Here is a 22,009-nt window from a genome sequence, read left to right as displayed (position 1 = left end):
ACGCGCGCGGGTGCCTGCGCCCCGCGTCTGCCGCGATCCGCCCACCGCGGCGGCGGCCCGGCACAGCCGGGGCGGCCGCCGGTGCCCCGAAAACTGCCGTCGAGGAAAACCCAACCCATGTTTCGCCAATCCTGCACCCTGTTTCGCCTGTTGCTGGCCGGCTGCCTGCTGTGGCCATCACTGGCCAGCGCCGCGCCCGCGTCCCCCCTCCCCCCCGCGCCGCCCGAGCTGCGCCAGCGGATCCTCGCCATCGTCGCGGAACATCCGCGCCTGCAGGCCGCCCGGGCCGATCTGGAACGGGCCCGCGCCCGCCTGCGCGCCGCCGGCAAGGCCGTCTACAACCCGGAGCTGGAACTCGACACCGAACGGGCCGCCTCCGACACCAGCACCCTCCAGCTCAGCCAGGCCCTCGACCTGGGCGATCAGCGCGGCGCCCGTACCCGCGTGGCCCAGGCCGATCTGCTGCAGGCCGCCGCGCAACTGGATCGCGAGCGCCAGGCCCTGAGCCGGGACCTGCTCACCGCCCTGGCCGAGCACACCACCCGCCAGGCCCTCGCCCGGCTGGCCGAACGGGGTCTGGAACTGATGCAGGAGTTCGCCGAAATCGCCGAGAAACGGCACCGGGCCGGTGATCTGGGACTGGTGGAACTCGACCTGGCCCGCCTGGCCTACAGCGAGGCCCTGATGAGCCACGCCACCGCCCTGGCGGACGCGGCCGCCGCCCGCGAGCGCCTGCGCGCCCTGTTCCTGGGCCTGCCGGCCCGGCTACCGGCCCTGCCCGAACGCCTGCCGCCGGCCCGCCTGCCCGAATCGCTCGATGCCTTCGTGCGCAAGCTGCCCGCGATGCGCGCCCTCGAGGCCGGCGTGGCCGCCCGCCGCGCGGCCGTGGCGCTGCGCCGCGCCGAGCGGAGCTGGGATCCGGTCATCGCCCTGCGCGGCGGCAGGGAGGATCAGGAAACCCTGATCGGGGCCACCCTCACCGTGCCCCTGAAGGTGCGCAATCCCCTGCGCGAGGAAGTGCGCGCCGCCCAGCAGGAACTGATCCGCGCCGAACGGCTCGCCAGCCAGACCTTCCGCGATCAGACCGCCCGGCTGCGCAGCGCCACCGAACGCTACCGGCTGCTGCAAACCGCCTGGGCCAACTGGCAGGCCAGCGGGCGCACCAGCGTGCGCCGCCAGCTCGAACTCATCAAGCGCCTGTGGCAAGCCGGCGACATGAGCACCGCCGAATACCTGGTCCAGCTCAAGCAGGCCCTGGACACCCGCGCCGCCGGCCTGGAACTGCGCGGCCGCCTGTGGGCCGCCGGCTTCGACTGGCTCTACGAAACCGCGAGCCTCACCGCCTGGCTGGATCTGCCGCCGGAAACCCCGGCGGCGCAATGAACGCCACCGCCCGCGAAACGAACCCCGAAGGAAACCGAAACATGAACACCCGCATCCTTGCCCTTTTCCTGAGTGCCCTGCTGGTCACCGCCTGTGGCCAGGAAACCGCCTCCCGCGACGCGGCCACGCCGGCCGCCCACGCCGATCACGGCGACGAGGACAAACACGCCCGCGCCGGACATGCGGCGGATGATCACGACGAGGACGGCCACGGACACGACGCCCGTGACGAAGACGGCCACGCCGATCACGGCGACGAGGACAAACATGCCCGGCCCGGCCACGACCGGGATGCCCACGACGAGGACGGCCACGGGCATGACGAACACGCCGGCGAGGAACACGGCCACGAGGAGGAGGGCCGGGTCCGGCTGAGCGCGGAGCAGATGCGCACCGCCGGCATCGAGGTCGCGCCGCTGCGCGCCGAGCCCGTGGCCGCCTGGCTCACGGCCCCCGGCGAAGTGCAGCTCAACGCCTACCGCACGGTCAACATCGCGCCGCGCATTCCGGCCCAGATCGTCGCCCGCCACGCCCGCCTCGGCGACGAAGTGCAGGCCGGACAGGCGCTGATCAGCCTGTCGAGCGTGGAGATGGCCGAAGCCCAGGGCCAGCTGCTGGTGGCGGCCCGGGAATGGCAGCGGGTCAAGGCCCTGGGACGCAAGGTGGTCTCGGAGCGCCGCTACACCGAGGCCCGGGTGGCCTGGGAACAGGCCCTGGCCCGGGTGCGCGCCTATGGCATGACCCAGGCGGAGATCGAGGCCCTGCTCGCCGGGCGGGGCAGCGGCCCCGACGGCACCTTCCGCCTGTTCTCGCCCCAGGCCGGGCGGGTGCTGCACGACGAGTTCATCGTCGGCCAGCGGGTGGAGCCGGGCACGGTGCTGATGGTGATCGCCGACGAATCGGTGATGTGGGTGGAGGTGCGCATCAAGCCCGACGACGCGGCACGCATCGCCATCGGCGCACCGGCGGTGGTGCTGCTGGGCGAGGAACGGCTGCCGGCGAAGGTCAGCCAGATCCACCATGCCCTGGACGAGACCACCCGCACCCTGGCCGTGCGCCTGGAGGTGGAAAACCGCGAGGATCGCCTGCATCCGGGCATGTTCCTCGAGGCGCGCATCGCCACCCGCGACCGCGCGCCGGCCCTGACCCTGCCCGAGGCGGCCGTGCTGCGCAGCCCCGACGGCGACTGGCAGGTGTTCGTGCAGGAAGCGCCCGGCGTCTTCCGCCCCGTGGAAGTCAAACTGCTCCGGGTCAACGACGGCCGCGCGGTGATCGCCGGCCTGGCGCCGGAGACGCCGGTGGTGATCCACGGCGCCTTCTTCGTGCAGTCGGAGCTGGCCAAGGCCGGCTTCGAGATCCACAACCACTGACGGCGACGGCGAGGAGACGCTCATGTTGAACAAGCTGATCGATTTCGCCGTCTGCAACCGGCTGGTGGTGGTGCTGGGCCTGCTGGCGATGCTGGTGGGCGCGGGGATGATCCTGCCGCGCCTGAACCTGGACGCCTTTCCCGACGTGACCAACGTGCAGGTGCAGATCAACACCGAGGCCCGGGGCCTGGCCGCCGAAGAGGTGGAACAGCTCATCACCTATCCGGTGGAGTCAGTGATGTACGCCCTGCCCGACGTGGAGGAGGTGCGCTCCATTTCCAAGACCGGCCTGTCGGTGATCACCGTGGTGTTCCGGGAAGGCACCGACATCTACTTCGCCCGGCAACTGGTCTTCGAGCGCCTGCAGGCCGCCCGTGAGCGGATCCCCGAGGGCATCGGCACGCCCGAGATGGGGCCCAACACCTCGGGCCTCGGCCAGGTGTTCCAGTACATCCTGCGCACCGACGATCCCGAACGCTTCGATGCCATCACCCTGCGCAGCCTCAACGACTGGGTGGTGAAACTGCTGCTGATGCCGGTGGACGGCGTGACCGACGTGCTCTCCTTCGGCGGCGAGGTGCGCCAGTACCAGGTACTGCTGGATCCGCGGCGCCTGCTGGGCTATCACCTCACCGGCGACGACGTGGCCGAGGCCATCGAGGCCAACAACCGCAACGCCGGCGGCTGGTACCTGGACCGCGGCCAGGAACAACTGGTGATCCGCGGCGTGGGCTGGGTGCGCAGCGGTGAGGCCGGCCTGCGCGACATCGGCAACATCCCCCTCAAGGAACAGGACGGCACCGTGGTGCGGGTGCGTGACGTGGCCGAGGTCCGCTTCGGGCCGGAAATCCGCCAGGGCGCCGTGACCCTCACCACCCGCGACGCGCAGGGCCGCCCCCTGCCGCTGGGCGAAGTGGTGGCCGGCATCGTTCTCAAGCGCATGGGCGCCAACACCAAGGCCACCATCGACGGCATCAAGGAACGCCTGCCGATCATCCAGGCCGCGCTGCCCGACGGCGTGCGCCTCGAGCCCTTCTACGATCAGGCCGATCTGGTCAGCCAGGCGGTGCGCACCGTCACCAACGCCCTGCTGCAGGCCTTCGTGCTCATCGTGGTGGTGCTGATGCTGTTCATGATGAACCTGCGCGCCACCTTCCTGGTGCTCATCTCCATTCCCATCTCCATCGGCCTGGCGCTGATGGTCATGGCCCTGTGGGGCATGTCGGCCAACCTCATGTCGCTGGGCGGGTTGGCCATCGCCATCGGCATGATGGTGGACGGCTCGGTGGTGATCATGGAGCGGATCTTCAGCCACCTTGCCCACCCCGACGCCGAACACGAGGACGAGGCCCGGCGCCTGGCCCCCGGCGATCCCGATCCCCGCTGGAGCGCCGCCGACAGCCACGGCATACCCCTGCGCATCCAGGAAGCGGCGCGCGAAGTGGGCCGCCCGGTGTTCTTCGCGGTGATGATCATCATCATCGTCTTCGCGCCCCTGTTCAGCCTGGAGGGCGTGGAAGGCAAGCTCTTCCAGCCCATGGCCATCTCCATCGTGCTGGCCATGCTGGCCTCGCTGCTGGTGGCCCTGGTGGTGGTGCCGGCGCTGGCCACCTATTTCTTCCACCACGGCGTGCGGGAGAAGGAAAGCCCCATTCTGCCGCCCCTGGATCGCCTCTACCGGCGGCTGCTGCGCAAGGCCATGGATCGCCCCCGGGTGATCGTGGGCGCGGCGGTGGCGCTGTTCGCCGGCGCTCTCGCCCTGGTGCCCTTCCTCGGCACCGAGTTCGTCCCCGAGCTGGAGGAAGGCACCCTCAACATCCGCGTCACCCTGGCGCCCTCCTCCAGCCTCGAAACCTCGCTGAACGTGGCCCGCAAGCTGGAGGAGAGGCTGATGACCTTCCCCGAGGTCACCTACGTCTCGAGCCGCGTGGGCCGCGCCGAGATCGGCGGCGATCCGGAGCCGGTCTCCAACGTGGAGATCTTCGTCGGCCTCAAGCCGGTGGCCGAATGGACCACCACCGACAACCGCAAGGATCTGCAGCGGCGCATGGAGGAACGCATGCAGATCCACCCGGGCCTGCTGTTCTCCTTCTCCCAGCCCATCGCCACGCGGGTGGACGAACTGCTCTCGGGGGTGAAGGCGCAACTGGCCATCAAGCTCTTCGGCCCGGATCTCGACGTGCTGGCCGAGAAGGGCCGCGCCATCGAGAGCCTGGTGAAGCGGGTGCGCGGCACCCGCGACGTGGCCATGGAGCAGATCGCCGGCGAGGCGCAACTGGTGGTGCGCCCGGATCGCGACCTGCTGGCCCGCTACGGCATCCCCGTGGCCCAGATCATGGATCTGGTCGCCGACGCCATCGGCGGGCGTACCGCCGGCCAGGTGATCAAGGGCAACGAGCGTTACGACATCTACGTGCGCCTGGCCGAGACCTGGCGGCGCGACGTGCAGGCCATCCGCGATCTCCTGCTGCTGGCCCCCAACGGCGCCTGGGTGCGCCTGGGCGACGTGGCCCGCGTGGCCATCGAATCGGGACCGCCGCAGATCCGGCGCGACGACGTGCAGCGCCGGGTGGTGATTCAGACCAACGTGGCCGATCGCGACATGGGCGGCCTGGTGGCCGAACTGCGCCAGCGCATCGCCGCGGAAGTGGATCTGCCCCCGGGCTACTCGGTGGTCTTCGGCGGCCAGTTCGAGAACCAGCAGCGGGCCCAGGCCCGGCTGATGATCGTGGTGCCCCTGTCCCTGGCCCTGATCTTCCTGCTGCTGTTCTTCGCCTTCGGCTCGGCCGGGCAGGCCATGCTGATCATGATCAACGTGCCCCTGGCCCTGATCGGCGGCATCGCTTCGCTGTATTTCTCCGGCCAGTATCTCTCGGTGCCCGGCTCCATCGGCTTCATCGCCCTGTTCGGCATCGCGGTCCTCAACGGCGTGGTGATGGTCAATTCCATCAACCTGCGTCACGAGGGCGGCACGCCCCTGGGCGAGGCCATCTTCGAGGGCGCCCGCTCGCGCCTGCGCCCGGTGCTGATGACCGCCGTGACCACCGCGCTGGGGCTCATTCCCATGCTGCTGGCCACCGGCGTGGGCTCGGAGGTGCAACGCCCGCTGGCCACCGTGGTGGTCGGCGGCATCGTCACCTCCACCCTGCTCACCCTGTTCGTGCTGCCGGCCCTGTACACCTTCTTCTCCCGCGGCCGGCTGGCCGAGATGCGCCGCTGAAGAGGCTCACTGCGAAGAGGACTGCCCCATGATTCGATCCCGTACGCGCTTCCCCCTCGGCGCCCTGCTGCTGGCCACGCTGCTTGGCGCCCCGCCTCCCGGCATGGCCACGGGTGACGAGCCCGGGGAACACGCAAGCGACGAGACGCTGCGCATGGCGCCGGCGGAACGTGAACGCCGCGGCATCCGCACCGCCACGGTTCAGGCCCGCCTGCTGGCCGAAGCCGTGCGGGCCCCCGGCGAAGTGCGCCTCGATGCCTACCGGACGGCCCGGGTCACGCCGCGGATCAGCGCCCAGGTGGTGGCCCGCCATGCCCGGCTCGGACAACGGGTTCGTCCCGGCCAGCCCCTGGTGACGCTCTCCAGCGTGGTCATGGCCGATGCCCAGGGCCGGCTGATCGAGGCCGAGCGGGAATGGCAGCGGGTGCGCCGGCTGGGGCGCGAGGTGGTCTCGGACAAGCGCTACGTGGCGGCCCAGGTCGCCCGCCAGCAGGCCCATGCCACGGTCAGCGCCTACGGCATGACCGACCGCCAGATCCGGGCGCTCCTCAAGGGCACCGATCCGGCCCGCGCCAACGGCAACTTCGATCTGCTCAGTCCCCTGGAAGGCAGCGTCATCGCCGACGACTTCGTGCTCGGCGAGTTCATCGAACCGGGACGAATGCTGTTCGAGATCAGCGACGAGCGCCGTCTGTGGGTGGAGGCGCGGGTGGACCCGGCCCTGGCCCCGCGCATCGCCGCCGACGCGGTGGCGCGGATCGACACCGGCGCAGGCTGGATCGAAGGGCGGGTGGTGCAGCGCCACAAGCGCGTGGACCCCCGCACCCGCACCCTGGCGCTGCGCATCGCCATCGACAACGCCGCCGATCGCCTGCATCCCGGCCAGTTCGTGGAAGTCGAGCTGGCGGCGGGCGAACCCCACCCGCGCCTGGCCGTGCCCACCGGCGCGGTGGTGATGCTGCTCGGCGCGCCCACCGTGTTCACGGTCCAGGGTGACCGGCTCACGCCGCGCCCGGTGGAAACGGCACCGGCCCGGGGCGGCTGGGTGCCCGTCGTCGCCGGCCTCGCCGAAGGCGAAACCGTCGTGGTGCAGGGCGCCTTCCTGCTCAAGTCCCTGCTGCTGCGCTCGCGCATGGGCGAAGACAGCCACTGAGGAATCCGTCATGCTCAACCGTCTGGTCGAGATCTCGCTGCATTACAAGTTCCTGGTGCTGATCGCCTTCGCCGTGGTCGCCGGGCTCGGCATCCAGGCGGTGCGGGAGATCCCCATCGATGCCTTTCCCGACGTGACGCCGGTGCAGGTGAACATCTACACCGAATCGCCGGGCCTGGCCGCCGAAGACGTGGAACAGCTGCTCACCTTCCCGGTGGAATCGGGCATGGCGGGGCTGCCCGGCGTCACCGAGATCCGTTCGGTGAGCCTGTTCGGCCTGTCCTACGTCTCGGTCTATTTCGAAGACGACATGGACATCTACTTCGCCCGCCGCCTGGTCATGGAGCGCCTGCAGGAAGTCGCCGATCGCATCCCCGAAGGCTACGGCCGGCCCGAGATGGGCCCCAACACCTCGGGGCTCGGCCAGGTGTTCTGGTACACCCTGGAGCGCGACGACTCGCCCGCGGGCCAGGCCCTCGACGACATGGATCTGCGCACCCTGCAGGACTGGACGGTGCGCCTGATCCTGCGCACCGCGCCGGGGGTGGACGACGTGATGTCCTGGGGCGGGAAGGAACGCCAGTACCAGGTGCGCATCGATCCCCGCCGGCTGCAGGCCTACGAACTCTCCTACGCCGACGTGCTGGCCGCCATCACCGCCAACAACCGGCAGGTGGGCGGCCAGTACCTCAACCTGGGCCGCGAACAGTACCTGGTGCGGGGCCTCGGCCTGGTCCAGGATTCGGCCGATCTGGGCCGCATCCGCATCAAGGAGGTCGACGGCACGCCGGTCTACCTGCGGGACGTGGCCACGCTCCGCGAGGGTCCGGCCCTGCGCTTCGGCGCGGTCACCCGCGACGGCCGCGAAGTGGTGCTGGGCATGGCCCTGGCGCGAATCGGCACCAACGCCGCGGAAGTGGTGGAGAACGTCAAGACCAAGTTCGCCATCGCCCGCGACGCCCTGCCCGAGGGCGTGAAGATGGAAGCGGTGTACGAGCGCACCGAGCTGGTGGAAAAGGCCGTGGCCACCGCCGAGCGGGCCCTGGTGGAAGGCGCCATCCTGGTGGCCATCGTGCTGTTCCTGTTCCTCGGCGAGCTGCGTTCGGCCATCGTGGTCATCGCCGCCCTGCCGCTGGCCATGCTCATCGCCTTCATCTTCATGGGCCAGGCCAGCCTGTCGGCCAACCTCATGTCGCTGGCCGGCCTGGCCATCGGCATCGGCATGATGGTGGACGGCGCGGTGGTGATGACCGAGAACGCCTTCCGGATCATGGCCCAGTGGCGCGAGCGCGGCGAAAAGGTGGATCGCACGGCCGCCGTGCTCACCGCGGCCCGCGAGGTGGCCACACCCGTGACCTTCGCCATCGCCATCATCGTGGTGGTGTTCCTGCCCCTGTTCAGTCTGCAGGGGCTGGAGGGCAAGCTGTTCAAGCCCATGGCCTTCAACATCAGCTTCGCCATGGCCGGCTCCCTGCTGCTCACCCTGACCCTCATCCCCGTCCTCGCGGCGCTGATCCTGCGGCCGCGGGAAGAGCGGGACACGCGCCTGGTGCAGTTCCTCAAGCGACTCTACCTGCCGGCATTGGCCTGGGCCCTGCAACACCGCCGCCGGGTGCTCGGCGGTGCCGTGGGGCTGCTGCTGGCCAGTCTGGCCCTGTTTCCCCTGCTCGGCAAGGAATTCATGCCCACCCTGCAGGAGGGCGCCATCATGTGGCGGGTCACCTCCATTCCCTCCACCTCGCTGGAAGAATCCATCGCGGTCTCGGAACGGATCGCCGACGCCCTCTCCGGCTTTCCCGAAGTGCGCACCACCCTGGCCATGATCGGCCGGGCCGAGAAGGGCGAAACCGCCGACGTCAACTACATGGAGATCTACACCGCCCTCACGCCCCGCGATACCTGGACGCGCTCCATCGGCGAGCTGGCCGAGGCCATGCGCGAAAAACTCGAGCAGACCGTGCCCACCGCCGTGATCGCCTTCACCCAGCCCATCCAGATGCGCGTGGAGGAACTGATCTCCGGGGTGCGCGCCACCCTGGCGGCCAAGATCTACGGCGAGGATCTGGCCGAACTGGATCGCCTCAGCGCCGCGATCAAGGACGCCATCGCCGGCGTGCCGGGCGTGGCCGATCTGTCCCTGGAAGCCAACCTGGGCAAACCCCAGATCCGGATCCGCGTGGATCGCGAGGCCCTCGCCCGCTACGGCCTCGATGCCGACGACGTGCTCACGGTGATTCGCGCCGGCATCGGCGAGCAGCCCGTCTCCACCCTCATCGACGGCGTGCGCCGCTTCGCCATCACCGTTCCCCTGCACGCCCCGGCGCGGGCCTCGGTGGCCGCCCTGCGCCGGATCCCGCTGCGCGCGCCGGACGGCGCCATCGTGCCCCTGGCCCGGGTGGCCGACATCGAGGTCAGCGAAGGCTATTCCTTCATTCGCCGCGAACAACTGCAACGCTACGCGGTGATCCAGATGGACGTGCAGGGCCGGGACGTGGACGGTTTCGTCAGCGAGGCCCGCGCCGCCATCGCACGCCAGGTGCAACTGCCGCCCGGCTACTGGATCGAATGGGGCGGCGCCTTCGAGAACCAGCAGCGGGCGCTGGCGCGCCTGGCCGTCATCGTGCCCCTGACCATCTTCTTCATCTTCGTGCTGCTCTACACCGCCTTCAACTCGATGCGCTACGCCACCCTGATCATCGCCAACGTCCCCTTTGCCACCATCGGCGGCCTGGTCTCCCTGTGGCTCACCGGCCAGTATCTCTCGGTGCCCTCGGCCATCGGCTTCATCGCCGTGTTCGGCGTGGCCATGCTCAACGGCATCGTGCTGGTGAGCTTCATCAACGAGCTGCGTGAACAGGGCCTGTCCGTGGCCGAGGCGGTGCGACGGGGCGCCGAGCTGCGCCTGCGCCCGGTCATGATGACCGCCTCGGTGGCCATCCTCGGCCTGATCCCCATGCTGCTGTCCACCGGCGTGGGCGCCGAGACCCAGCGGCCGCTGGCCACGGTGGTGGTCGGCGGCCTCATCACCTCCACCCTCCTGACCCTGATCCTGCTGCCGGTGGTCTACGAGTGGATGGAAACCCGACGGGAGAAACGCCCATGAAGGAAATCAAGGCCTACATTCACCGCAACCGCATCGCCGACGTGGTCCACGCCCTGTCGGCCGCCGGCTTCCGCAACCTTTCCGTCATCGACGTGAAGGGCTTGCTGCGCGCGCTCGACAGCCAGGAACAGGACTACTCCACCGAGATCGGCCAGCAGGTGATCACCGAAGTGAAACTCGAGCTGGTCTGCCCCAACGAGGCCCGCGTGACCGAAGCGGTGCGCCTGATCCGCGAACACGGCCGCACCGGCCAGCCCGAAAGCGGCTGGATCTACGTCAGCGAAATCGCCGCCGCCTGGCCCATCGAATAGACGAAGGAAGCCCCCATGTCCTGCACCTGCCCCGACGAAGGTTTCGACGGCCCCTGGTGGCGCTTCCCGCCCCTGCGCAACGCGCTCATCGCCGGCGTCATCGCCGGCGCGGCCTGGCTGCTGGAACAGGCCGGCTTCCTGAGCGCCCCGATGCTCACCGGCCTGTATCTGCTGGCCATTCCCGTGGGCGCCTGGTACTGGGCCCGCGAGGGCCTCGAAACCCTGGTCGAAGAGCGGGTCATCGGCATCGAAATCCTCATGCTGGCGGCCACCGTCGGTGCCGGCATCCTCGGCCTGTGGGAAGAAGCCGCCGCCCTGGTGGTGCTCTACGCCATCGCCGAGGGCATCGAGGAGCTGACCTTCGCCCGCACCCGCCGCGCCATCCGCGCCCTGCTGGACCTGGCGCCCAAGACCGCCCGGCTCGTGCGGGACGGGCGCGAGGAAACGGTGCCGGCCGAACGTCTGCGCCCCGGTGACCGGTTCCGGGTCCTGCCCGGCGAGGCCCTGCCCACCGACGGCCTCATCGTCGAGGGCGAATCGAGCCTCGACGAATCGCCGGTCACCGGCGAATCGATGCCGGTGGACAAGGGCCCGGGCGACAAGGTCTTCGCCGCCAGCATCAACGGACCCGGCGCCCTGCTGGTGGAAGCCACCGCCGCCTTCGCCGACAACACCCTGTCGCGGATCATCGAGCTGGTGGAATCGGCCCAGGACCAGAAGGGCCGCGCCCAGCAGTTCATGGAGCGCTTCGGCCGCCGTTACAGCCCGCTGGTGCTGGCCGCCGCCATCGGCATGCTGCTCGTCCCCGCACTGCTGGGCCTGGACCTCGCCTTCTGGAGCGAACGGGCCGTGGTGCTGCTGGTGGCCGCCGCCCCCTGCGCCCTGGTGATCTCCCTGCCCATCGCCATGTCGGCGGGGATCTCCGGCGCCGGCCGGCGCGGGATCCTGATCAAGGGCGGCGCCCACCTCGAGCACCTGGGCACGATCCGCACCATCGCCTTCGACAAGACCGGCACCCTCACCCACGGCCGTCCCCGTCTCACCGATCTGCTAACCGTCGAAGGCAGCGAGGAAGAACTGCTGGCCATCGCCGCCGGCCTTGAGGCCCACTCGGAACATCCGCTGGCCAAGGCCATCCTGCAGGCCGCTGACGAACGGCGGATCCTTCCCGCCCCGGTCCGCGAGGCCCGCGCCCTCACCGGCGCCGGGATCCGCGGCACGCTGGAGGGCAGCGTCTGGTTCCTGGGCAAGCCCGATCTGTTCGCGCGCCAGGGCGTGGATCTCGGCCCCTGGCAAGCCACCATCGATCGCTGGCAGAACGAAGGCAAGACCGTGGTGCTGGTAGGCACGGCCGAAGGCCTGCACGGCCTCCTGGCCCTGCAGGACACCCTGCGGGAAAACGCGCCGCAGGTCATCGCCGCCCTGCATGCCCTCGGCATCCGCAGCGTGATGCTCACCGGCGACAACGCAGCCACGGCCCGGCGCATCGCCCGGCAACTGGGCATCGACGAAGTGCACGCCGGCCTGCGCCCCGAGGACAAGGTGGCCGCCGTGCGCACCCTCCAGGAAAGCGGTCCCGTGCTCATGGTGGGTGACGGCGTCAACGACGCCCCGGCCCTGGCCGCCGCCACCTGCGGCATGGCCATGGGCGCCGCCGGCACCGACGCGGCCATCGAAGCCGCCGACATCGCCCTGATGGCCGACGACCTCGGCAAGCTGATCGAAGCCCTGCGCCTGGGCCGCAAGGCCCGCCGCGTCAGCCTGCAGAACATCGTCTTCGCCATCGCCGTGCTGGTGATCCTGATCCCCGCCGGCGTCAGCGGACTCATCACCATCACCACCGCCGTCATCGCCCACGAAGCCAGCGAACTGCTCGCCGTGGCCAACGGCCTGCGCGCCGGGAGGGTGCGGCAAGGCTGAGTACGCCTGAAAAATCCAACGCAAAGGGATGATTGAACGCTTTTTCTCTGCAAACATCCCCGTAGGCCGGCTCAAGCGCAGCGGAGCCGGCAACCCGCGGCCTCGTTCGATTCGACGGCTACGCCACGCCTGAACCACCCCGCACCACAACCCCCTGTTATTTGCGCCCTTCGCGGCTTTGCGCCTTTGCGTTGAACCACTGCCCCAACGCAACGGGATTCAGCCCCGTTTCAGCTTTCCTTCAGCGTGATTTCAGGCCCTTGCGCCATGCTTGAACCATGCATGGTCATCCCGCAAAACCCGAGCACGCTTCCCGGCGCGAAATCCGGATCTGGGATCCGTGGGTCCGGCTCTTTCACTGGAGCCTCATCGTCGCCGTGCTGGTGGCCTGGATGGCGGGCGAGGCGGGGCTGGTGGTACACGTGGTGGCCGGCTACACCGTATTCGTCCTGGTGAGCTGGCGAGTCGGCTGGGGGTTCGTCGGGCCGGCCCCGGCGCGTTTCCGGAACTTCGTAAAACGCCCGGGCGAGATCCGGGCCTTCCTGCGGGCGACGCTGCGCGGGCGCCCGCCGCACCATGCCGGGCACAATCCGGCGGGTGGCGCGATGGTGGTGCTCCTGCTCGCCACGCTGCTGCTGACCACATTCACCGGCATGGCCCTGTACGGGGTGCAGGATGCCGGCGGGCCACTGGCCTTCCTGGCGGGGCAGGCCGGCTTCGCCATGATCGATGGCCTCGAGGCGGTGCACGAATTTCTGGGCGATTTCCTGCCCTGGCTAATCGCCATCCACGTGGCCGGGGTGATCGTCGAAAGCCTGTTGCAGGACACGGATCTGACCCGGGCCATGATCACCGGTCGCAAGACCCTTCCCGTCACGAACGCTGGAGACGACGCATGAAGACGTCCTTTTCTATCGCCTTGCTGCTGTTGTCACTGACCGCCGGCACGGCGTCTGCCGGTTCGACGCCGGCGGTCGACAAGCTGCTGCAGCAATACCGGAATGCCGGTGCCGGTCCCTTTTCTGCCGAACGCGGACAACGCTTCTGGCAAGAGTCGGTTCGCACGGTCGATGGGCGGGAACGCCGCTGCACCACCTGCCACACCACCAATCTGCGCGCCCGTGGCAAGCACGTGCGCACGGGCAAGGCCATCGCACCGATGGCGCCCTCGATGAATCCGAAGCGTTTGCAAAAGGCGAAGAAGATCGAGAAATGGTTCCGGCGCAACTGCAAGTGGACCCTCGGCCGCCCCTGCACCCCCCAGGAGAAGGGCGACCTCCTTCGCTATCTCGAAAGCCAATGAATCCCACCCGGAGAGACCGCCATGCAATCCATGACCACCACGCTGTTCGTTCTGCTGATTCTGACCGCCCTCACTTCCGGCCTGCGCACCGCACTCGGCGACGATGACGACGATGACGCGAGGGACTGGCTGCGGCGCGAGTCGATCGGCTTCGCCCCACCCGCCAACCCGCTCTATGTGGAAGAGTGCGGTGACTGCCACATGGCCTACCCGCCGGGCCTGCTGCCCGGAGCCTCGTGGGAACGGATCATGTCCGGCCTCGAGGACCACTTCGGTGACAACGCCGAACTCGACCCGGCCGTGCAGCGCAAGCTGACCGCCTATCTCATCGCGCACAGTGCCGAACGCAGCCATCTGCGCCGGGCCCGCGCAGTGATGCGGTCGGTGGGCGACAGCGCGCCGTTGCGCATCACCGAGACCCGCTGGTTCCGGCACGAGCACGACGAGATCCCGGCCCGCTGGGTGAAGGGCAACGACAAGGTCCGCCGCTTCAGCCAGTGCGATGCCTGCCATCGTGATGCCACCCGCGGCCGGTTCGACGAGGACAACGTGGTCATCCCCGGTCACGGCCGCTGGGACGACTGACAAACCCACATCTGAGCCGGGGACTTTCCTCCCCGGCTTCCCCTTGAAACCGCCACCACCAGTCCCATATTTCCGCCTGTCTGTGACTGCCGGATTCCCGGTCGCCTCGGACACAAAACAAGAATAACCAACAATATCAATACCTTAGTCATCCTGACTGTTCGACTTCAATGCGGGGAATGTCCCCCGGCAACGCAAGAGAGGTTTTCGATTGAAGATGAGCAAGATCAAGACGGCTATCGTAGGCATGGGCAACTGTGCCAGTTCCCTGATTCAAGGCATCCACTACTACCGCGACAAGGATCCCGCCGAGGCGATCGGCCTCATGCACCCGGTGATCGGCGGCTACGGCCCGGCCGACATCGAGATCGTCGCCGCCTGGGACATCGACCGGCGCAAGGTGGGCAAGGACGTGGCGAAAGCCATCTTCGAGAAGCCCAACTGCACCACCGTGTTCTGCCCCGAGATCCCGGACACCGGCGTGACCGTGCGCATGGGCCGGGTGCTCGACGGCTTCTCCGAACACATGCGCGACTATCCCGCCGAGCGCACCTTCCTGCTCGCCGACGAACCCGAGCCGAGCAAGGAAGAGGTGGTCCGCGTGCTGAAGGAAAGCGGTGCCGAGGTACTGATGAACTATCTCCCGGTCGGCTCCGAGGAGGCCACGCGCTTCTACGCCGAGTGTGCCCTGGAAGCCGGCGTGGCCTTCGTCAACAACATTCCGGTGTTCATCGCCTCCGATCCCGAGTGGGCGGCACGCTTCGAGGCGGCCGGCATCCCCATCATCGGCGACGACATCAAGGCCCAGCTCGGCGCCACCATCACCCACCGGGCGCTGACCGATCTGTTCGCCAAGCGTGGCGTGAAGCTGGAGCGCACCTACCAGCTCAACACCGGCGGCAACACCGACTTCCTCAACATGCTCAACCGCGCCCGTCTGGCCTCGAAGAAGGAGTCCAAGACCGAAGCGGTGCAGTCGGTCACGGCCGAACGGCTGGACGACGAGAACATCCATGTGGGCCCCAGCGACTACGTGCCCTGGCAGAACGACAACAAGCTCTGCTTCATCCGCATGGAAGGCAAGCTGTTCGGCGACGTGCCCATGAACCTGGAACTGCGCCTGTCGGTGGAAGACTCGCCCAACTCCGCGGGCGTGGCCATCGACTCCATCCGCTGCGCCAAACTGGCCCTGGAGCGGGGACTGGCCGGCGTGATTCACGCCCCGTCGAGCTACTTCTGCAAGCACCCGCCCCGTCAGCTTACCGACGACGAGGCCTGGCGCCGCATGGAAGCCTTCATTCACGGTTCGGAGACTGCGCTGCATGAAGTGCCTGATACTGGCCGCGGGGAAAGGCAGCCGGCTGCGGCCACGGGCTGAGAGCAAGCCGCTCCTGCCCCTGCTCGGGGTGCCGCTCATCGAGCGGGTGATCCGCGAAGCCCGGCGCGCCGGCGCCGACGACTTCGTGGTGGTCACCGGCCACGCGGCAGAGACGGTCGAGGCCTTCCTGGCCGATCTGGCCCGCCGCCTCGACGTGCCCATCGCCACGGTGCGCAACCCCGAGTGGGCGGACACGGAGAATGGCCGCTCGATCCTCGCCGCGGAAGGGCTCCTTCGGGAGCCCTTCCTGCTGCTGATGGCCGATCACCTCTTCGAGGCGGATCTGCTGCGCGATCTCCTGCGCGCGCCCCTGCCCCCCGCCGGCCTGTGCCTGGCGGTGGACGGCAACCGGCACAACCCGCTGGTGGATCCGGACGACGTGACCCGGGTGCGGCGCGACGGCGCGCGGATCACCGCCATCGGCAAGGGCCTGGAACCGTTCGACGGCTACGACACCGGGATCTTCCACTGCACCCCGGCCCTGTTCGACGCCCTGCGCAAGGCCGCCCGCCACGGCGACACCTCGCTCAGTGGCGCGGTGCGACAACTGGCCCGCGACGGCCTTGCACAGGCGGTGGACGTGAGCGGCCGCTTCTGGTGCGACGTGGACGATCCGGCGGCCCTGCAACGGGCCGAAACGGCCCTGCTCGCCCGCCTGCGTGGCAAGACCCGCGACGGACCGGTGGCGCGCTGGCTGAACCGGCCGCTGTCGATCCGGATCACCCGCCACCTGGTGCGCACCGACATCACCCCCAACGCCATCTCGCTGCTGGCGTTCGCCCTATCGGTGCTGGCCGCGGCGCTGTTCCTGCTGCCGGGCTGGCCGGCGCTGATCGCCGGCGGCCTGCTCGCCCAGCTCGCCTCCATCGTGGACGGTTGCGACGGCGAAGTGGCGCGGCTGAAATATCGGGAGAGCGACTACGGCGGCTGGCTCGACGCGGTACTGGATCGCTACGCCGACGCCTTCCTGCTGGGCGGCCTCGCCTGGCACGCCTGGCAGGCCGGCGACGGTCCCCTCGCCCTGGCCAGCGGCTTTTTCGCCATCACCGGCTCGTTCCTGATCAGCTACACCGCCGACAAGTACGACGGCCGCATGCGCGAGCGCGGCGGCGCCCGCTTCCGCATCGGCCGCGACGTGCGCGTGCTCCTGATCTTCCTCGGCGCGCTGCTGAACCAGGCCCTGGCCGTGCTGATCCTGATCGCCGTGCTCATGAACGCCGAAACCCTGCGCCGGCTATATGTCTGCCGCGATGGTTGATCACTTCCCTGTAGGAGCGGCGCGAGCCGCGATGCGGCGGTAGCTGGTTGCGAGTAGCTGGTCGCCGGGAAAACCAAACGTCTTTACCAGCTACCCGTCCCCAGCTACCCGCTACCGCATAATCGCGGCTCGCGCCGCTCCTACAATATCAACAACCTTGGCGTCTTTGCGTTGAAACACCCCCATGAATCACCACAACACCCCGACAACCGCTCCCCTCGCCTGCGCCGAGACGCGGATCCGTGCCATCATCGCCGGCTCGCCCGTGCCGGAGGATCCGCTTCACGCCGAGAACACCCTGCAATGGCTGCTGCGCCTGGCGCCCGACGCCGATCCGGCCCTGCGGCTCGCGGCCCTCGGCCACGACATCGACCGCGCCGTGCCCGACAAGGTGCGGCGCGAGGACTTCAGCGACTACGACGCCTTCAAGGCCGCCCACGCCGAACACGGCGCCCGGATCCTCGCCCGGCTGCTGGCCGAATGCGGGGTGTCCGCGCCCCTCATCGAAGAGACCTGCCGCCTGGTGGAACGTCACGAGATCGGCGGCGATCCCCGTTCGGATCTGCTCAAGGACGCCGACAGCCTCTCCTACTTCGAGGTCAACCTGCCCCTGTATCTGGCCCGCGAAGGCGAAGCGGAAACCCTGCGCCGCTGCCGCTGGGGCGTGCGGCGCCTGTCGGCCAACGCCCGGCAACGGCTGGCCCGGCTGCACTTCGCCGATCCGCGGCAGGCGGCCCTCGTGCGCCAGGCCCTGGAAACCGAACGATGAGCGGCTAAAGCTCTTCATTCACTGACCGATAAGTAAAAATGGTATGAACGTGCCGCCGGCATACGGAAATCCCGCGTTCGGCACAGGTGTATTCAACCCCAGATGACACGAGGTTTCTGCCTGCACTGGCCGGCCAGGCTCCGGCCCATCAGGCGCGTCAACCTTCCGCACCGATGCCGATCCCCACGCAGACATTCCGGCGGCGCCTGCTGTCGCTCATCGCCCTGAGCTGGTCGCTGCCCCCGGTCGTGGGCTTCGCCTTTCTGGGGTATCTGGAGCTGTTCACGCCCGAACAGATCCTGGCCATCCTCGCCTCGCCCCTGAACCTGCTGTTCGTGCTCGGCGCCATCCCGCTGTGTCTTTGGCATTTCGCGCGCCTCGCCCGGCCCATCGGTATCTGCCTGGATCAGCCGGCGGCCTGCAACAGCACGCGCCTGGCGCGCTGGATGCAACGCTTCTCGCGGCATTTCTGGACCCTGTTCCTCGGCTATCTGCTGCTGGCGCCAGCCATCACCATGCTCAGTGCCGAGTGGCATACCGATTTCGTGGCCCGTCCCGTGGACTGGTTCCGCATTCATCTGGTGGCGCTGATCGTCTCGATCCTCGTGGGGCTGCCCATCTTCTTCGCCATCTTCGATCTCTTCGGGCGGGCCTTCGGGCACATCGATCTGCAACGGCCGGTCCTGTCCCTGCGTACCCGGGTCTTCCTGATCGGGGCCCTCACCCCGCTGCTCATCGACACCATGCTGGTGCAGTATTACTGGACCCGCACCGGCTTCTTCACCCACGAAACCTTCATCGTCTGGCTGCTGCTGGAAGGCCTCGCCGTGGGCGGCGCCCTGCTGTTCGTGAACAGCCTCACCCACTCCCTCGCCCCCATGCAGGCCCTGATCGCCAATCCGGACGTGCCGCGCCTGCCGGCCTCCACCGAGGAGATCGGGCTGTTCGTGCGGCGCCTCGACCGCCTGCTGGAGGAACAGGCCCTGCACCGGGAACGGCTGGCCTTCGGCAACCAGTTGCTGCGCGAATCGCGCACCCTCGAGGGCCTGGGTGAACTGCTGGAAACCATCATCGAACGCACCCGCCAGGCGCTCGGCTGCGACATGTGTTTCCTGACCCTGTACGATCGCCATCAGCGGGAACTGGTCGGCGTCATCCACACCGGCGCCGAGTACCGGCCGGAGGGCCACTACCGGATTCCCGTCGAGGCCCGTTCCCTGACCGCGCGGATCTTCCGCACCGGCCGCCCCTACTGGACGCGGGACGCCCGGAGCGATCCCCACGCCAACCCGCGGATGGTGGATCGTTACGGCGTGCGCGCCAGCGCCGGCGTCCCCCTGCTGGTGGGGCAACAGGCAATCGGTGTGCTGCATGCGGTGCACGTGCAGGGTCCGCACGACTACAGTGACCGCGAACTGCGGATTCTGGACGCCTTCGCCCAGGAGGCCGCCCTGGCCCACGCCTTCTTCGAAGACCAGCGCCTGCGCCGCCGGGCCGAAACCGCCATCCGCCAGGTCAACGAGGCCATCGCCAATGCCATCGGCAGCGAGTTCTTTCCGGCTCTGGCCCGGGCCATGGGCGAAATTCTCGACGCCGATGGCGTGGCCATCGCCGAGTTGAGTCCGACGGAGCCCGATCATCTCGAGACCCTGGCCTTCTGGCTGGACGGCGAATCCTTGCCAAACCAGCACTACGCCCTGGCCGGCACCCCCAGCGCGGAAGTGTTGCGCCGTGGCCGCCACTGCCAGTTCGACCAGGTGCAGCAACGGTTTCCCGATGCGCGGGAACTGGCCGAGATGGACATCGCCGTCTATCACGGCATTCCCCTGCTCGGCAACGGTGAGATGAAGCTGGGGGTGCTCCTCGCCCTGTACCGGAATACCCCGGCCAACCCCGAATTCGCCGCCTCGGTGATGCAACTGTTCGCCGGCCGCGCCGCGGCCGAGATCGAACGCCTGCGCAACGAGGCGAAGATCCGGCGCATGGCCTATTACGACAGCCTCACCGGCCTGCCCAACCGGCAACTGCTCACCGATCGCCTCGACCAGGCCCTGGCCCATGCCCGACGCACAGGCACGGCCATGGCCGTGATCCTGCTGGATCTGGATCACTTCAAGGACATCAACGACACCCTGGGCCACCCGGTGGGCGATCAGCTCCTGCAGGAAGTCGCCCGCCGACTGACCGAGGCCGTTCGCCAGGAAGACACCGTGGCCCGGCTGGGCGGTGACGAGTTCATCATCCTGCTCACCGACATCGGTCCGCCGGTCGAGGCCATGCGCAACGCCACCCGGGCCGTGGAGAAGATCCGCCGCTGCCTCGCGCCGGGATACCTGCTGGAAGGCCACAGCCTGCTGGTGACCCCCAGCCTCGGCATCGCCATCCACCCCGAAGACGGCGCCACGGCCGAGCAACTCATCAAGCATGCCGACACGGCCCTCTACCAGGCCAAGGGCGCGGGCCGCGACGGCTACCGCTTCTTCTCCCCGGCCATGAACACCGCCGCGGTCGAACGGCTGCGCCTGGAGAGCGAACTGCGCAAGGCCCTCGAAGAGGAACGCTTCGAACTGCTTTTGCAACCCAAGGTCGCCATCGCCGGCAATCGGCTGATCGGCGCCGAGGTCCTGCTGCGCTGGCCCCATCCCGAGCTGGGAGACATCCCTCCGGGACGCTTCATTCCCCTGGCCGAGGAAACCGGGCTCATCGTTCCCCTGGGCAACTGGGTCATGGCCCAGGCCTGTGCCCTGACCAACCGCTTGTGGTGCCAGCGAGGAACCTGTCGGAGCAATCCCAGCCTGTCCTTCAACGTCAGCCCCCGCCAGTTCAGCCAGCCCGACTTCGTGGAACGCCTTGCCCGTTATCTGGAAACCCATGGAACCCGGCCGGAATGCCTGGAACTGGAAATCACCGAGAACCTGCTGATCCGCGACATCAACGACATCGAACGCAAGCTCAACGCCTTGCGGGAACTGGGCGTGAGCCTCTCCATCGACGACTTCGGTACCGGTTACTCCTCGCTGCGCTACCTGCAACGCCTGCCCATCGACACCATCAAGATCGATCAGGCCTTCGTGCAGCGCATCGCGACCAACCGCAACGACGCCATCATCGTCGAAACCATCATCGCCATGGCCCGTCACCTGGATCTCTACACCATCGCCGAAGGCGTGGAAACGCAGGCCCAACTGGATATCCTCGCCGCCCGTGGCTGTGATGCCTATCAGGGATTCCTCTTCAGCCCGCCTCAGTCACTGGAGGAATTTCAGCAGCATTTCGACTCCGCCTGAGCCGGGCGCCGTGGCCACGTCCGCGCCGACAATGACGATCAACGCAACTGTGTGCGCCCCCTTGAGAAAGCTCCCCGGAATCACGTCCATGCAAACTTATTAAACGTCCCAAAATTGTGCTGACATAAACGGCGCCGGTGTGGGAGGGGTGTAGGCCGGCTCAAGCGCAGCGGAGCCGGCATGTGGCAAGATGCAACGCTTTCCGCCGGCTCCGCTGCGCTTGAGCCGGCCTACCAAATGAAAGTTCACCGTTTCCAGGTGAAATGCTCGTACACACCGGCCCAGTACATGCCGAAGCCGGCGGCGAACAACAGCTCTTCGAGCGGCATGAAGCCGAGCCGGATCCCGCTCAGTGCCGCGAGGTTCCACACCCGCTCGATGTATCCCGGCGCCGTCCACTCCAGCAATACCAGGAACAGGCTGTAATAGGCCACGAACAGCAGGCCGCCAATCCAGGTCTTGGCCTTGAGATCGGGCCGGCACCAGACATTCGCCAGCGCCCCGACGAACAGGGCCACGATGCCCGGATAGATGGGATTCCAGTCGATGAGCAGCAGGGGCGGAAATGCCACGAAGGGCGCCGCCAGGGCCTTGTCGTGATGGCGATGCAGGGGCGAATGCCTTTCGTGTTCGGGAACCGGGCGCGGGATGCGGCCCGCGAGGAGATTGTAGAGCACGGCACCCGTGCCGCCGATCCCGAAACAGAAGATCAGGCTTTCGATGTCGAAACCGGTGGTCCGCGCCAGGTCGAAGAGACTGGGGGGCGACCAGTACTCGGGAACGAACAGGGGTTCGCTGAGGCCGAAGGGGGTGGTGTAGAGACTGGCCCAGCGCATGGCGTGCCGGTGAGCGGGAAAACGCCAATAGATGATCCCCCACGGCACCAGAAATGCCACGGACCAGAACAGCCATACGTAGTCATCTGGAATCACGCCTCAACTCTCTGTCAGGTTGCTGGAAAGGCTACTC

The 22,009-nt window shown here is 68.4% G+C and carries 15 protein-coding genes; 14 read left to right on the top strand and 1 reads right to left on the bottom strand.

Going from position 1 to position 22,009, the window contains the following annotated elements:
* The first annotated feature begins 117 nt into the window (after nucleotides 1-117).
* The 14 genes from ACZ5BH_RS09195 (at nucleotide 118) to ACZ5BH_RS09130 (ending at nucleotide 21,040) form a co-directional block, all read left to right on the top strand.
* Nucleotides 118-1,383, top strand: coding sequence for a TolC family protein (locus ACZ5BH_RS09195; RefSeq protein ID WP_464888958.1), 1,266 nt, complete (start codon nucleotides 118-120; stop codon nucleotides 1,381-1,383).
* A gap of 41 nt (nucleotides 1,384-1,424) precedes the next feature.
* Complete coding sequence (locus tag ACZ5BH_RS09190; RefSeq protein WP_464888957.1) at nucleotides 1,425-2,753, top strand: efflux RND transporter periplasmic adaptor subunit; 1,329 nt, start codon at nucleotides 1,425-1,427, stop codon at nucleotides 2,751-2,753.
* Between the two features lie 22 nt (nucleotides 2,754-2,775).
* Nucleotides 2,776-5,973 carry an efflux RND transporter permease subunit gene (locus tag ACZ5BH_RS09185; RefSeq protein WP_464888956.1) on the top strand — a complete coding sequence of 1,066 codons (3,198 nt, stop codon included), beginning with the start codon at nucleotides 2,776-2,778 and terminating at the stop codon, nucleotides 5,971-5,973.
* A gap of 28 nt (nucleotides 5,974-6,001) precedes the next feature.
* Nucleotides 6,002-7,126: an efflux RND transporter periplasmic adaptor subunit gene (locus ACZ5BH_RS09180; protein ID WP_464888955.1), complete on the top strand. Its 1,125-nt coding sequence runs from the start codon at nucleotides 6,002-6,004 to the stop codon at nucleotides 7,124-7,126.
* A gap of 10 nt (nucleotides 7,127-7,136) precedes the next feature.
* Nucleotides 7,137-10,229 (top strand): efflux RND transporter permease subunit, encoded by a 3,093-nt coding sequence (locus tag ACZ5BH_RS09175; RefSeq protein WP_464888954.1) that lies wholly within the window; start codon nucleotides 7,137-7,139, stop codon nucleotides 10,227-10,229.
* Nucleotides 10,226-10,540 (top strand): P-II family nitrogen regulator, encoded by a 315-nt coding sequence (locus ACZ5BH_RS09170; protein WP_464888953.1) that lies wholly within the window; start codon nucleotides 10,226-10,228, stop codon nucleotides 10,538-10,540. Before ACZ5BH_RS09175 ends, ACZ5BH_RS09170 begins: the two co-directional genes overlap by 4 nt.
* A 15-nt stretch (nucleotides 10,541-10,555) precedes the next feature.
* Nucleotides 10,556-12,460 carry a heavy metal translocating P-type ATPase gene (locus ACZ5BH_RS09165; RefSeq protein WP_464888952.1) on the top strand — a complete coding sequence of 635 codons (1,905 nt, stop codon included), beginning with the start codon at nucleotides 10,556-10,558 and terminating at the stop codon, nucleotides 12,458-12,460.
* 278 nt (nucleotides 12,461-12,738) lie between these two features.
* Nucleotides 12,739-13,359, top strand: a complete 621-nt coding sequence (locus ACZ5BH_RS09160) for a cytochrome b/b6 domain-containing protein (protein WP_464888951.1) — start codon at nucleotides 12,739-12,741, stop codon at nucleotides 13,357-13,359.
* On the top strand, nucleotides 13,356-13,763 hold the full coding sequence (locus ACZ5BH_RS09155) for a DUF1924 domain-containing protein (protein WP_464888950.1): 408 nt from the start codon (nucleotides 13,356-13,358) through the stop codon (nucleotides 13,761-13,763). The genes ACZ5BH_RS09160 and ACZ5BH_RS09155 overlap by 4 nt, the downstream gene beginning before the upstream one ends.
* 21 nt (nucleotides 13,764-13,784) lie before the next feature.
* Nucleotides 13,785-14,348, top strand: coding sequence for a diheme cytochrome c (locus ACZ5BH_RS09150; RefSeq protein ID WP_464888949.1), 564 nt, complete (start codon nucleotides 13,785-13,787; stop codon nucleotides 14,346-14,348).
* Nucleotides 14,349-14,565: 217 nt separating this feature from the next.
* On the top strand, nucleotides 14,566-15,726 hold the full coding sequence (locus ACZ5BH_RS09145) for an inositol-3-phosphate synthase (protein WP_464888948.1): 1,161 nt from the start codon (nucleotides 14,566-14,568) through the stop codon (nucleotides 15,724-15,726).
* Nucleotides 15,671-16,984 (top strand): NTP transferase domain-containing protein, encoded by a 1,314-nt coding sequence (locus tag ACZ5BH_RS09140; RefSeq protein WP_464888947.1) that lies wholly within the window; start codon nucleotides 15,671-15,673, stop codon nucleotides 16,982-16,984. The genes ACZ5BH_RS09145 and ACZ5BH_RS09140 overlap by 56 nt, the downstream gene beginning before the upstream one ends.
* Before the next feature lie 184 nt (nucleotides 16,985-17,168).
* Nucleotides 17,169-17,753: a DUF4202 family protein gene (locus tag ACZ5BH_RS09135; RefSeq protein WP_464888946.1), complete on the top strand. Its 585-nt coding sequence runs from the start codon at nucleotides 17,169-17,171 to the stop codon at nucleotides 17,751-17,753.
* 173 nt (nucleotides 17,754-17,926) lie between these two features.
* Nucleotides 17,927-21,040 carry an EAL domain-containing protein gene (locus ACZ5BH_RS09130; RefSeq protein ID WP_464888945.1) on the top strand — a complete coding sequence of 1,038 codons (3,114 nt, stop codon included), beginning with the start codon at nucleotides 17,927-17,929 and terminating at the stop codon, nucleotides 21,038-21,040.
* 245 nt (nucleotides 21,041-21,285) lie between these two features.
* Here ACZ5BH_RS09130 and ACZ5BH_RS09125 read toward each other — a convergent pair whose 3' ends face one another.
* Nucleotides 21,286-21,972 (bottom strand): lycopene cyclase domain-containing protein, encoded by a 687-nt coding sequence (locus tag ACZ5BH_RS09125; protein WP_464888944.1) that lies wholly within the window; start codon nucleotides 21,970-21,972, stop codon nucleotides 21,286-21,288.
* Between the last annotated feature and the right edge of the window lie 37 nt (nucleotides 21,973-22,009).

It is taken from the genome of Thioprofundum lithotrophicum (assembly GCF_055387065.1).
Note: the sequence above shows the minus strand (reverse complement) of the source record. Positions and strands in the feature narration are given on the sequence as shown.